Source organism: Brachybacterium sp. AOP24-D1-21, from assembly GCF_052378665.1.
Taxonomy (GTDB): Bacteria; Actinomycetota; Actinomycetes; order Actinomycetales; family Dermabacteraceae; genus Brachybacterium.
Window position 1 is genome coordinate 3,216,737 of sequence record NZ_JBQSXX010000001.1, and the last position, 12,544, is coordinate 3,229,280.

Genomic DNA, 12,544 nt, shown 5'->3' on the forward strand with positions numbered 1-12,544 from the left:
CGCCCTCTGATGACCACCACCGCACCTCCCGGGCACGGGAGCACCTCCGGCCTGCTGCGGCGTGCCGCTCGTGCCCGGCTGCTCCGGCTGCTCGGCCTCGCCGCGGCCCTCGTGCTGATCGCCGCCTGCTCGGTGACTATCGGCTCGCGGGACGTGGGGGTCGCGGACATCCTCGCCGCCCTCGGCGGATCGACCGACGGCTTCGGACCGGCCGCGGTCGCCAAGCGGATCCCCCGCACCCTGCTCGCCCTCCTCGCCGGTGCCGCGCTCGGGATCTCCGGCGCCGTGATGCAGGGCGTGACCCGCAACCCGCTGGCCGATCCGGGCATCCTCGGGATCAGCACCGGCGCCTCCCTCGCCGTGGTGGTGGGGATCGCCTGGTTCGGACTGACCGTGGCCTCGACCTTCATCTGGGTCGCGATCCTCGGTGCCGCCCTGACCGCGGTGCTCGTCTACACGCTGGGGTCCCTCGGCCAGGGCGGCGCCACCCCGCTCAAGCTCGCCCTCGCCGGCGCCGCCACCGGCGCGGCCCTGACCTCGTTCATCAGCGCCGTGGTGCTGCCTCGCTCCGACATCGGCGATAGCGTGCGCTCCTGGCAGATCGGCGGCGTGGGCGGCGGCACCTACGCCTCCCTGCAGCAGGTCGCCCCGTTCCTCGCGGTGGGAGCGGTGCTCTGCCTGCTCAGCGCCCGCGGCCTGAACACCCTCGCCCTCGGCGACGAGCTCGCCGCCGGCCTCGGCGAACGGGTGATGGCGACACGGGCCCTCGCCTCCCTCGGCGCGGTCGTGCTGTGCGGGGCGGCCACCGCGGTGACCGGCCCGATCGGCTTCGTGGGGCTCGTGGTCCCCCACGCCTGCCGGCTCCTGATCGGCTCGGACCATCGCTGGCTGCTGCCCTTCAGCGCCGTCGCGGGCGCCGCGCTGCTGACGGCCGCGGACGTGGTCGGCCGGATCGTCGCCCGGCCCGAGGAGCTGGACGTCGGCATCGTCACCGCCCTGCTGGGCGCCCCGGTCTTCATCGCCATCGTGCGCCGTCAGAAGCTGGCCCACCTGTGAGCGCCCCGGACCCCCGACCCGCGAGCGCGCCGAGCACCCTCGGGCGCGTCGTCGCGGTGCGTCGTCGGCGCACTCGTCGCACACTGCTGACCTGCGGCGTGCTGGCAGCGGCGATCCTCGCCGTGTTCTGCCTGAGCCTCATGGTGGGCCGCACCTACTACCCGCCCTCCGACGTGCTGGCCGTGCTCCTCGGGCAGGACGTCCCGGGGGCGAGCTTCACGGTGGGCACGCTGCGCCTGCCCCGTGCCGTGCTGGCCGTGCTCGCCGGGGCATGCTTCGGACTGGGCGGGGTGACCTTCCAGACCATGCTCCGCAATCCGCTGGCGAGCCCGGACATCATCGGCATCTCCTCGGGGGCGAGCGCCGCGGCGGCCTTCGGCATCGTGATCCTCGGGCTGTCCGGCACCGCGGTCTCGCTGCTGTCGATCGTCGCGGGCCTGCTGGTGGCGCTGCTCATCTACCTGCTGTCCTCGCGCGGCGGGGTCGCGGGGACCCGGCTGATCCTGGTGGGCATCGGCATCTCCGCCATGCTCACGAGCCTCACCGACTGGGTGCTCTCGAAGGCCGGCCAGTGGGACCTCCAGGAGGCGCTGCGCTGGCTGACCGGGAGCCTGAACAACACCTCCTGGGAGCAGGCGCTGCCGGTGCTGGCCGCGCTCGTGGTGCTGGGGCCGGTGCTGCTGAGCCACAGCGGGGAGCTGCGCATCACCCAGCTCGGGGACGACGCCGCCCAGGCCCTCGGGGTGCGCACCGGCCGGACCCGGCTGGTCGTGGTCGTCGCCGCGGTGGGCCTGATCGCCTTCGCGACCTCCGCGAGCGGGCCGATCGCCTTCGTCGCGTTCCTCTCCGGACCGATCGCCGCGCGGATCGTGGGCCCGGGCGCCTCGCCGCTGCTGCCCGCGGCGGCCGTCGGCGCGCTGCTGGTGCTGGTCGCGGACCTGGTGGGACAGTTCGCGACCGGGACCCGCTATCCCGTCGGCGTCGTCACCGGCGTGCTCGGCGCGCCCTACCTGCTGTATCTCATCGTCCGCGTCAACCGTCGAGGGAGCTCCCTGTGACCGCCGACCACACCCTGCAGGTCCAGGACCTCTCCCTCGGATACGGCGAACGGACCGTGATCGAGGGGCTGGACCTCGACCTGCTGCCCGGGAAGGTGACCGCGATCGTGGGCGCCAACGCCTCGGGGAAGTCCACCCTGCTGCGCTCCATGTCGCGGCTCCTGACCCCGCGCCGCGGCCAGGTGCTGCTGGACGGCGAGCAGGTGCACCGCCTGCCGGCCAGGCAGCTCGCCCGGGTGCTGGGCCTGCTGCCCCAGTCCCCGCTGACGCCCGAGGGGATCGCCGTCGCCGACCTCGTCGGCCGCGGCCGCCACCCCCACCAGGGGATCTTCTCCCGCTGGTCCGCGGCCGACGACGAGGCGGTCGCCGCGGCCCTGGACGCCACGCGCACCGCGGAGCTCGCCGAGCGCCCGGTGGACGAGCTCTCCGGCGGCCAGCGCCAGCGCGTCTGGATCGCGATGGCCCTCGCGCAGGACACCGACCTGCTGCTGCTGGACGAGCCCACCACCTTCCTCGACGTCGCCCACCAGGTGGAGGTGCTCGACCTGCTCACCGACCTGAACCGGGAGCGGGGGATCACGCTGGTGATGGTGCTGCACGACCTGAACCTCGCCGCCCGGTACAGCGATCGGCTGGTCATGATCGCCGGAGGCGCCGTGGCGGCGAGCGGCCCCGCGGCGGAGGTCCTCACCGAGCAGCGGGTGCGGGAGGTGTTCGGGCTGGAGAGCCGGATCATCGCCGATCCCGTCTCCGGCACCCCGCTGATGCTCCCGATCGGCCGCCATCACGTGGCCTCCGGCGGATCCTCGACCTGACGGGGACGGGCCGCACCGCCCGGCCGCGCTGTCCGGCCGCACGGGCCGTCCGCACGGGCCGGCCCGCTCCCGTGCCCGTCGGCCCGATCCCGCTTGCGATGCCGGACCCCGCGTGCCAGGGTTGAACGGACCCAGGCGGGGCGAAGAGGCCGAGCTGGGAGCACGGTCGTCCCCGCACGTTGAGCACCTGGAGGTCCACTGTGAAACTGCCCTGGCTCACGCCCGTCCTCGAAGCGGACGGCCCCGTCGTCTCGGTCCACCTCGACACCACCCGGACCGACCCCCATGCCGCCGGCGAGCTCGAGGCCCGCTGGGGGCGGATGCGCTCCACCCTCGCGGCCGACGGCGCCCCGCAGGGGCTGCTCGCGCAGATCGAGGAGACGGTGCTCAGCCCCTCCACCCTCGGCGGACGTCAGGGCCGCTCCGTCTTCGCGACCGACGACGGGATCCTCGTGGACCGGGTGCTTCCGGCACCCCCGCTGCAGGAGTCGGCCCACCGGGGCGAGTTCCCGCAGCTGCTGCCGCTGCTGCAGCTGATCCCCTTCGCCGTGCGACAGCTGCTGGTGGTCGTGGACCGGGCCGGCGCCGACCTGCACCTGCGAGCGCCGGAGAACCCGTCGATCGCCCACGGCCCGAACGGTCTGGGAGAGGACGCGACCGTCGAGGGCGGACACGACGTCGGGGCCTGACCCCGGTTCTTGGACACGCTGAATCCAGCATCTGCTGCTGGGGAAGCGAGATGATCCGAGAACTATGGCCAGAAAGAACTACTCCGAGGAGTTCCGTCGTCAGGCCGTCGACTTGTACGAGTCCACCCCGGGCGCCACGGTCCGCGGCATCGCCGAGGACCTCGGCATCGTGCGCGGCACGCTGCGGCACTGGCTCGAGACGTACGGGACCGGCAAGAAGACCGCCGCCGACGGGACGCTGACCTCCAGCCCACTGCAGTCCAAGAACTCGTCAAAGAGCCCGTCGGCGCCCGAGGGCGAGACACCGGAGCAGAAGATCGCCCGGCTTCAGGCCCGGGTGAACGAGCTTGAGGTCGAGACCACCAAGCTCACCACCGAGCGCGAGATCCTCCAACGGGCAGCGAAGTATTTCGCCGGGGAGACGCGCTGGTGAGTCGCTTCCAGTTCGTCGCCGACAACTCCGCCACCTTCGAGGTGAAGCGACTATGCGAGCTCGTCGAGATCGAGCGCTCGTCCTTCTATGCCTGGCTCAAGGCCGCCCCAGCACGCGAGGAGCGCGCCCGGGCCGATGCCGAGCTCGCGACGCGGATCAGAGCTGTGCATGGCCAGGACAGCACCCAGGGTGCCCCACGGATCACCGCTGAGCTCAACGACGGCGCACCTGTCGGCGATTGCGTGAACCACAAGCGCGTCGCCCGGGTGATGCGGGCCGAGGGCATCCGTGGCTATGTGAAGAAGCGTCGGGTCCGGACCACGATCCCCGAGCCGTCGGGGCAGAAGTACCCCGACCTGCTCAAGCGGGACTTCACCGCCGAAGCGCCGAACCGACGCTACGTCGGGGACATCACCTACCTGCCGTTGGCCGACGGCACGAACCTGAATCGCCCCGGGTTTGTTAGAGGCTCGCAAGTGCCGCGTCGGCGGGTGCCGGTGCGGGGTTGTTGTGATGGTAGACGTCCTCGAGCTCGACGGGCGGAATCATGCCGATCTCGCCGTGCAGACGCCGGTGATTGAACCAGTCGATGTATTCCGCGGTCGCGATCTCGAGGTCGTCGATGTTCTTCCAGGGCCCGCGGTTGCGGACCAGTTCAGCCTTGAACAGCGAGTTGAAGGCCTCGGCCAGGGCGTTGTCATACGAGTCGCCGGTGGAGCCGACCGAGGCGGCCGCGCCGGCCTCAGCAAGACGCTCGGTGTAGCGGATGGCGACGTATTGAACGCCCTTATCGCTGTGATGCGTGAGCCCGGTGACGGCCTGGCCTGCGTGATCGCGGGTCCAGATGCCCATCTCGAGCGCGTCCAACGCGAGGTCCGTCCGCAGCGACTTCGACAGCTGCCAGCCGACCACGCGGCGGGAGAACACGTCGATGACGAACGCGGCATACACCCAGCCGGCGAAGGTGCGGCAGTAGGTGATGTCCGCGACCCACAACTGGTTCGGAGCCGTCGCGGTGAAGTCACGTTCGACCAGGTCAGGTCGATTGTCGGGGCCGCGACCGGAGATCGTGGTGCGTGGGCCCTTGGCCCGGCTGATCCCTCGCAACCCCGCGACGCGCATGAGCCGCTCGACCGTGCAACGCGCCACCGAGATGCCCTCCCGCAGCAACTGGGCATGGACCTTCTTCGCCCCGTAGACGCCGAAGTTCGCCGCATGGACGCGGTGGATCTGGACCAGCAGTTCCTCGTCGCGCACTGCCCGTCTCGAGGGTGGGCGGGTCTTGAACGCGTAGTACGTGCTCGGCGCGATCTGCGTGCCCGCTGCGGTCAGCGTCCGACAGATCGGCTCGACGCCGAACTCATGCTTGTGCTGGTCTATGTACTCCACGATCAACGCTGTGGACGGTCGAGCTCCGCCGCGAAAAAAGCCGACGCCGACCTCAGGATCGAGTTCGCCCGGCGCAGCTCACGCACTTCCTTCTCCAGCTCGACCAGGCGTTGGGACTCGCTGGTCGTGGTCCCGGGACGGTGCCCCTCGTCAACCTCGGCCTGCACGACCCAATTCCTCAGAGTCTCGGGATTGATCCCGAGCTGCTCGCCCACACGACGGAACGTGCCCGACCTCGTCGATGGATCCCGTCGCGACTGAACTGCCATCCTCGTGGCTCTCTCCCGAAGCTCGTCCGGGTACTTCCTCGGTGCTGCCATGCTCCTCATCCTCCCGTGGAATCAGAGCCTCCACCAGACCCGGGGCGATACAACCTGTACCTGGCCACCGTGATCGACTGCTACTCACGTCGGCTCGCCGGCTGGGCGGTCGCCGACCACATGCGCACCGAGCTCGTCGAGGACGCACTGAAGGCCGCTGCCGCGGCCCGCGGCAGCCTCAAGGGAGCGATCTTCCACAGCGACCATGGGTCGGTCTACTGCTCGAAGGACTACGCCAAGCTCTGCAAGAGACTCGGCGTCACCCAGTCAATGGGTGCGGTCGGCTCGTCGGCCGACAACGCGTTGGCGGAGTCGTTCAACGCCACGATGAAGCGTGAGGTCCTCCAAGACACCGCCTGCTGGAGCGACGAGCCGACCTGTCGCCGGCAGGTCTTCAGGTGGCTCGTCCGCTACAACACCCGGCGCCGTCACACCTGGTGCGGCTACCTGTCCCCGTCCACCTACGAGGCCCGCCGGGCCGCTACGCTGCCGACCGCTGCGTAATCACACCCCGTGTCCAAGATCCGGGGGTAGGGCCCAGCGTCCACACGAAATCTTCCAAGCAATCCACACCGCGCGCCTTCGACTCGCCGGCCTCGCAACCGACTTCGGTGCCGGTGACCTCGACCACCACGACTACCTCAGCCAGCGCGTCCCGCTCGCCGACGCACTCGCGCGAGGCGCGCGTGAACTCACCCTGCACAACCAGGCACGAATCCTCGCACTCCACCCCGCGGAACCACGCCGACGCTGGAAGTGGCTACCGTTTCGGCGCGCCGCCGTGTGCGCACTCCTGTCCTTCGCTCAGCGCCGACAAAACGAGCGGAACGGCAAGGGGTACGAAGAACAGCGGCCTCCCGCTGTCGGCTGGAGCCTGCAGCATTTGCTGCCGCCGTCGAATGTCGGTGTCCGTATGTACGATTAGGTCCCCCGAAGCCCGACAACCCCGACATCCGGGCTCTTCACGGTTCGTGGTGATGGAGAGCGTCGCGTCGCTCTCCATCACCACGAACCGTGAAGAGCCGAACTACCGGACCCGTATCCTGCTGGCCAGCGCCGCGAGAACCGCAGCGTGAATACCCGCCACAGCAGACCCATTCACCACGAACCACGAAGAGCCGTAAATCCGCACTTGGTGCTGCAATACGGAAGGATGAGTTCATGCAAAATGCTCCCGTCGTGATCCGTCACGCTACGACCGATGACGCCCTCGGCTGCGCGAACGTCCATCACACATCGTGGGTCGAGACGTACTCGGGGTTGCTTCCAGAATCCCACTGGAAGTCCGACACCATCGAGCGGCGTACCGAAACCTGGAAGCGCTGGCTCGAGAGAGGCGCGGCGGTGTCCGTGGCTGAGGTCGCGGGGCAGGTCGTCGGGATCGCCTTGGAAGGTCCCGGGCGAGAGATTGGTGATCACGAGCCCGTGCGTGATCGAGAGCTGTACTCCCTCTATTTGCTGGCGGAGCACCACGGGACCGGTATCGGCCAAATGCTGCTCGAGGCGGTCATGCCGCCAGGCATGCCTGCCCAGCTGTGGGTTGCTGAGCTGAATCCGAGGGCGCGGCGGTTCTATGAGCGGAACGGGTTTCTCCCCGACGGTGCCCGTTACGTCGACGAGTCGCTGGACCTCGCTGAAGTACGCCACGTCCGCTGACCCTCAACGGCGGAGCGATCCATCGTCGAGCATCGCGGTGGCGTTCGGACGCTCACGCGCTGTCTCGGCTGATGGATCGATCTCCGCGAGGCGTTTCGCTGGGAAGCAGGCGCCGTAGCGACGCTGGAAGGGCAGCGCGGGCAGAGTCGGGCGGTCGGGGATCGGGGTCATGCTGTTGAGGTCGGTGTAGAGGGTGGCGGTGGGGCCGGCCCAGTGGTCAGCCGTTCACGCATCGAGAGCGCCCGGCTGGCCGGTGTGGTGGGTGAGAGCGGTCTGCGCGGCGGCAGCGCGGATGCCGTCACGAGGCTGCTGGTCAAGGAGGGTCAGCACGCTGTTGGCGATGATGTAGGGGAGCGGGTCGAGGGCGATGATCGCCCCGTCCGATGGTGTGGGCTGGTAGGTGAAGTCTCCGCTTCAAGGTGGCTGCCAGCTCAGGGGCGTGCCGAGGCGTAGGGGGCTGGAGCGGTCGAGAATCTGAAACGCCGTCTCGAAGAGCTTCATCTGCTCGTTGTCGAGTTCGTGGCGTTGCTGTCTCCAGTGGGAGTGCTGGTCGGCGGGGATGGCGAGGGGGTGTGGGGCGAAGAGGACGTCGCCGCCGGTGAAGAGCTCCCAGAAGCGCCGCTGGACTGCGAGTTTGGGTCTTCGCTGCTCGGAGTCGGCCATTGCGAGGGCTCGGTCTAGGGGAAGTAGGCCGTCGGCGAGGATGCGGCGGTGGCGGTAGTGCGGCCATGGCGGGTGCGCCTGGAGACGCTCGTGCAGCTCATTGAGGTGGGTCAGCAGGGTGAGCCAGGTGCCGTGGGCGCGTCTTGCGCGGATGCGTCGGGCTAGAGCCATGTGGAAGGTGCGGGGGAGGCCGAGGTCGAGGGTGAGGTGGGACCAGGGGCGGGTGGCGCCGAGGTGGGCGAGTAGCAGGGAGATCTCGGCGCGGGCGATCGGATCGGAGTCGTCGAGGCCGGGCAGCGTTCCGGACCAGATCACCTGAGGGATGCACGCGAGGGTCAACGGACCTCCGGTCGTAGCGTGTTCGGGCAGCACCAGGTGATGCACGGCGGCGCTGGGTGTCTTCGGTGGCAGCGGGTATCGGGGGTGGGTGGCGCCGGTGCGGAAGGCGAGTTGGCTGGTCGCGGTCAGGTGTTCGCGGTGGTGGCCGAGTTGCAGCGCCCCGAGCAGTGGATTCTTCGCCGAGCTCGTCGCCGCGTTCAGTGTGATGGGGGCCTGGCGGTCGGTGGGCAGCACCAGTTCTTGGAGACGGTCCCCGGCTTCGCCGGGATCGGTGGTCTCGAGAACGAGGAGGGTGTCGGCCAGTCCCAAGGCGATCTCGCCGGTGGGTTCGGACAGGTCGAGGAAACGGGTGCCGCGATCGTGGAGGGCTGCGGTCAGGAGTTCGACCATGGCGTCGAACCCGATCTGGCGAGTGATCGTGATCCCGCAGAGATCGATGGGGTCGTCGGGATCAATCGCGAGGCCGAGGAGCAGCCGTTGCGCCCGGGACTGCTCGCTCGTGGCGGTCGCAGAAGGTGTGGTGCGTAGGTCGTGGCCGCACCAGGGCCGCACGCGGCGCCCGGTCCCGGACGTCGCGGAGGTGCGGGCGGTGCAGCGCCAGAGTTTGAGCGGCTCGCTGAGCCAGGCGGGGCTGGCGTAGGGCACGGCCTGGCAGGCGGGGCAGCGGTCGAGCAGCAGCAGGTCATGTTTGGGGCAGACGGCCAGCAGCGGGTTCGTCCAATCCTTGTCCCAGCGGGGTGTCTCGACGGCGAGACAGGTCGGACAGAAGTGACTGGATGTTCCGGTGGTCGAGGTGTTGGGGTGCTGGTAGATGCGTGCGTAGGAGTCCAGGGCGTGTCCGAGCGGGGTGGGGTCTCGCAGCAGTCGGCGTTCGTCGGCGGACAGGCCGAGCCGGGTGGTGAAGGCGTTCCTGGGGGAGGTGATCCGGGTGGTGGCGGCGCGGGTGGAGGAGATCTGTCGGCTGGCGCCGCCGGCGCGCAGGACGTTGCGGGGGCTGATCTGGTAGCGCACAGCGGCACGGCGCAGCCAGGAGACCGCGGATTCTCCCGGGAGCGGGGTGATGTGGATGGGCGGAGTGTCGAGGTCGTAGCCGCCGGGGATTAACCGCGGGCGCGGCCGCGAGTCCGGGGGTGGGTCAGGCGGTGCCGGCGCTGAGTTCGGCTGCATTGTCGATCGTGACCTGGGTGATGAGCTCGCGGGTGATGGTCTCGGTGCCGGTTGCGATGGCCAGGTGGCAGACCCGGTCCAGCAGGTTCGTCAGCGAGCCGATGCAGCCCTGGGTGCGAATGGCCAGCAGTTTCGCGTGGTCGGTCAGCATTCCGGGGTGGGCGTCGGCGAGGATCACGTGTGCTTCCAGGGCGGCCAGCAGCGCGCTCCAGGCCCGGGCCCCGGAGGTGGTGGCGTGGGTGAACGGTGCGACCTCGCAGCGGGTCGCGCGGCGGGAGGTCTGGGCGTAGACGGCGTCTTCGCCGAGTAGGCCTTCGTCGAAGAACTTCTTCTCTCGTAGCCGCACCCCGACGTACATGAAGGTCACGGGCATCTCGTTGGCGAGGCCCTTGAGGTGGTTGGAGACCTCGTGGCCGTGGCGGTGTTTGAAGTCGATGAAGTGCAGGTCATCGATGATGATCAGCTGGGTGCGGCAGGCTTGGACGCAGTCGACGGCCAGCGATCCGAGTTCGGCGCGGGTGGATCGGGTCGCGGCCGGGTGCCCGTAGAACCGCAGCAGCTTCTGGTTCAGTCCCTTGAGCGTGGTGCCGGCGCTGAGTGGCAGGTAGACCACCGGCAGGCGCTGGTGACCCTCCGGGGTGCGCGGGCCGTACCGGCGCAGGATCTTGCGGTGGAGGTCGCGGGCGTAGCGGGTGGCGATGGTGGTCTTGCCCAGTGCTGGGGCGGCATCGATCACTACCGCCCCGCGCAGTCGGTCACTGTCGCGCCGGTTGGAGGCCATCACCTGATCCATCACGCCGTAGGCACGGGCGAGCTGAGCGGTATGCACCGTCGTGGGGTTCGCGTTCCAGACGGCGCGGGCGTCGTTGTAGTCCTCCCGCTCCGCGATGCCGAGCCGGCCGATCTCAGCTTGGGACAGTCGCTCCAGGGGCGTGCGTGGCGCGGCATGGACGAACGCGTCCCAGCCCTGCTTGGTCGCCAGGTTGTACCGGGCCGGCTCGTTCTCCCGCAGCCACACCGCCCACCGATTCCCGGGCTCGATCATTCGTCGAACACCTCGAACGCGCCCTGGTCGGGATGCTCGGCCCAGAACTGCTCGAATACGTCGAGATCGTCCGTGACCTGGGCCTTGTTTCGGCGGTGCTCGAGATGGGCAACCAGATCGGTCACTCCCGGCGGGTCGTCGGCAGCCGGCGCGGCGCGGTCTGTGCCGGACACGGTGGCGAGGCGGCGGGCGAGGTTCTTCTCGCGACGGTTGGTGACCGCGCCTTTGCTGTAGCGGTCCAGCAAGTCGTCGAGCGCGGCGCCGGCATCGACGTGCCGGTCGGCGCTCTGGCTGAGCTTGCGGGTGTAGGCGGCGGCTTCGGCGCTCAGCGGGGCGTCCAGACCTGGGGCGTGTTCCCACTCCAGGTCGTGCCAGGTCCGGGTGTCGGGGTCCTGGAAGTAGACGGTGCGCACGTCGTCGCGGTCGATCATGATCGGCCACTTGCTCGCGTGCGCGCCTCCGTAGGGTGACCGGGTGCCGCGGTGGAGGTTGAGCCCGGGCCCGTCATAACGGCGGCCGTCGATCTCGACGCCGTAGGGCTGGATCGAGCGCCAGGCGACATCCAGGAACTCCATCCGCAGATCATCGCTGGCCGGCAGTCGCAGTAGCCCGGCGGTGGCCATGCCGCGGGCGAACATCTCCGCCGGGGACAGCTCCACTTTCGGCAGCAGCGGATCGCACAGGCCCTGGTGCGGGGTGTGGTGGTAGATCCCCACCCATTCGCGGAGGATCGCCTCGAGCTCGGGTACGTAGTAGAACGCCTGGTCCTCGATGCTCTTGCCGCGGGAGTAGATGTCCGGGCCCTTGTAGGCGGCCAGGTGCTCGAGCAGCTGCTGGCGCAGGGTACGGAAGAACCGCTCGATGGTGGGTTTGTCCGTCGGCTTGTGGGGGATCGCGGGCTGGATGTTGATCCCCAGTCGATGGCACACCGCCCTGGTGCGCTGAGAGAGATAGACCTTCCCGTGATCGACCACGATCGTGTCCGGCAACGCACCGGTCTCCTGCGCCAGAAGAAACTCCGGCACCCCGACGTACGGCGCCGGAACCTCTTCGCTGGACGGCGGGCCCCAGGTCTGCGGGGTGACCACCTGAAACATTACCGCCGCGACGTCCTGCGCGGTGGTAGAGATCGGACGCAGGACCAGCCCCAGGATGCACCGTGAGTACAGGTCCATCGCCACCGTCAGCTCCGTATTGATCCACTGGCCCGTGACCGGCTCCATCGCGAACACGTCCAGCGGGGTGGTGTCGAGGACGACGTACTGGCCCGGCCGATCAGCATGCAGCCGGCCCATCACACCCTGCGGCCGCTCGGCCACCGATCGCCGCTGCTTCGCCGCCCCGAAGGTGTAGCGACCCTTGTCCAGCTCGCGCAGACGCCGATACGCGACGGGTTCGGAGGGGAGCGGAGCTCCAGGATTGCGCTCGAGGTGTAGCGCGTTCGTCCTGCGCAGCACGGTGCGCATCGTGGGGTTCGATCGGTTCGTGAAGGAGTCGAGCACTTCGCGGCACGTGTCGTCCCATTCCGGGGCCACGGCGCGGTGAGACGGCTGGAGCAAGCGGGAATCGACCAGGCCGGCCAGTCCTCGCTCGGCGTACCGGGTCGCGCGGCGCCTGGCGGAGCGCGTCGAGATCTTCAACTTCGCGCCGGCCTGCTCGTAGCGTTGTTCCAACGGCACGTCACTGATAGTCAGCACGAGCTGGCTGTAGATCTCGGCCTCGGCCTCGATGCTAGATCGCTGAGCTCTGGTCAGCCCGGCGAGGATGACCGCATCAAGCTCGGTATGCGGTCTCTCCTCTTGCCCGGGATCGTCCAGTGGCCGGGCAACGCCCACCAGAGCGGGCGCGTGGACGCGTATGAACCGGTCGGCCGACCGCAGCAGAACTGCGGACCCATCGAGTTGGACGACTGTC

9 protein-coding genes, 2 pseudogenes and 1 other annotated feature are annotated in these 12,544 nt (G+C 69.4%); of the genes and pseudogenes, 7 read left to right on the forward strand and 4 right to left on the reverse strand.

Annotation, left to right across the window (positions count from 1 at the left end):
• The first annotated feature begins 9 nt into the window (after window positions 1-9).
• The 5 genes and pseudogenes from ACT3UF_RS14435 to ACT3UF_RS14455 all read left to right on the forward strand — a co-directional run.
• Window positions 10-1,056, forward strand: coding sequence for a FecCD family ABC transporter permease (locus tag ACT3UF_RS14435; RefSeq protein ID WP_193107448.1), 1,047 nt, complete (start codon window positions 10-12; stop codon window positions 1,054-1,056).
• The gene (locus ACT3UF_RS14440) at window positions 1,053-2,114 is read left to right on the forward strand and encodes a FecCD family ABC transporter permease (protein WP_193107447.1); all 1,062 of its coding nucleotides are present in this window, start codon (window positions 1,053-1,055) and stop codon (window positions 2,112-2,114) included. Before ACT3UF_RS14435 ends, ACT3UF_RS14440 begins: the two co-directional genes overlap by 4 nt.
• Window positions 2,111-2,929, forward strand: a complete 819-nt coding sequence (locus ACT3UF_RS14445) for an ABC transporter ATP-binding protein (RefSeq protein ID WP_193107446.1) — start codon at window positions 2,111-2,113, stop codon at window positions 2,927-2,929. Before ACT3UF_RS14440 ends, ACT3UF_RS14445 begins: the two co-directional genes overlap by 4 nt.
• Before the next feature lie 200 nt (window positions 2,930-3,129).
• Window positions 3,130-3,618: a hypothetical protein gene (locus ACT3UF_RS14450; RefSeq protein ID WP_442332617.1), complete on the forward strand. Its 489-nt coding sequence runs from the start codon at window positions 3,130-3,132 to the stop codon at window positions 3,616-3,618.
• 64 nt (window positions 3,619-3,682) lie between these two features.
• Window positions 3,683-4,497 (forward strand): annotated as a pseudogene (locus ACT3UF_RS14455) (IS3 family transposase); the annotation flags it as partial.
• 16 nt (window positions 4,498-4,513) lie between these two features.
• On the opposite strand, the gene ACT3UF_RS14460 reads toward ACT3UF_RS14455, so the two are convergent.
• Window positions 4,514-5,760, reverse strand: a protein-coding gene (locus ACT3UF_RS14460; protein ID WP_444502846.1) for an IS3 family transposase whose coding sequence is annotated in 2 segments (ribosomal slippage) — window positions 4,514-5,475 and window positions 5,475-5,760 — 1,248 coding nt in all. Because the reading frame shifts where the segments join, the coding sequence is not laid out codon by codon here.
• Window positions 5,354-5,482: a sequence feature (AL1L pseudoknot), on the reverse strand. (Overlaps the previous gene by 129 nt.)
• Before the next feature lie 51 nt (window positions 5,761-5,811).
• Here ACT3UF_RS14460 and ACT3UF_RS14465 point away from each other — a divergent pair.
• Both ACT3UF_RS14465 and ACT3UF_RS14470 read left to right on the forward strand, forming a co-directional pair.
• Window positions 5,812-6,264: pseudogene (locus ACT3UF_RS14465) on the forward strand (IS3 family transposase); the annotation flags it as partial.
• A gap of 657 nt (window positions 6,265-6,921) precedes the next feature.
• Window positions 6,922-7,416: a GNAT family N-acetyltransferase gene (locus tag ACT3UF_RS14470; RefSeq protein WP_442331728.1), complete on the forward strand. Its 495-nt coding sequence runs from the start codon at window positions 6,922-6,924 to the stop codon at window positions 7,414-7,416.
• A 414-nt stretch (window positions 7,417-7,830) separates the two neighbouring features.
• Here the strand turns inward: ACT3UF_RS14470 and ACT3UF_RS14475 are convergent, their stop codons facing one another.
• The 3 genes from ACT3UF_RS14475 to ACT3UF_RS14485 are packed head-to-tail and all read right to left on the reverse strand — an operon-like array spanning window position 7,831 to window position 12,327.
• Entirely contained in the window at window positions 7,831-9,585 is a 1,755-nt protein-coding gene (locus tag ACT3UF_RS14475; protein ID WP_442331729.1) for a TniQ family protein, read from the reverse strand.
• A complete protein-coding gene (locus tag ACT3UF_RS14480) occupies window positions 9,554-10,630 on the reverse strand; it encodes a TniB family NTP-binding protein (RefSeq protein WP_442331730.1) in 1,077 nt (358 codons plus the stop codon). The genes ACT3UF_RS14475 and ACT3UF_RS14480 overlap by 32 nt, the downstream gene beginning before the upstream one ends.
• Entirely contained in the window at window positions 10,627-12,327 is a 1,701-nt protein-coding gene (locus tag ACT3UF_RS14485) for a transposase (RefSeq protein ID WP_444502861.1), read from the reverse strand. The genes ACT3UF_RS14480 and ACT3UF_RS14485 overlap by 4 nt, the downstream gene beginning before the upstream one ends.
• Between the last annotated feature and the right edge of the window lie 217 nt (window positions 12,328-12,544).

Excerpts from the sequence above, each read along its gene's own strand:
- ACT3UF_RS14435 (WP_193107448.1), top strand. The coding sequence starts at position 10 with ATGACCACCACCGCACCTCCCGGGCACGGGAGCACCTCCGGCCTGCTG.
- ACT3UF_RS14470 (WP_442331728.1), top strand. The coding sequence starts at position 6,922 with ATGCAAAATGCTCCCGTCGTGATCCGTCACGCTACGACCGATGACGCC.
- ACT3UF_RS14475 (WP_442331729.1), bottom strand. The coding sequence starts at position 9,585 with ATGCAGCCGAACTCAGCGCCGGCACCGCCTGACCCACCCCCGGACTCG.
- ACT3UF_RS14480 (WP_442331730.1), bottom strand. The coding sequence starts at position 10,630 with ATGATCGAGCCCGGGAATCGGTGGGCGGTGTGGCTGCGGGAGAACGAG.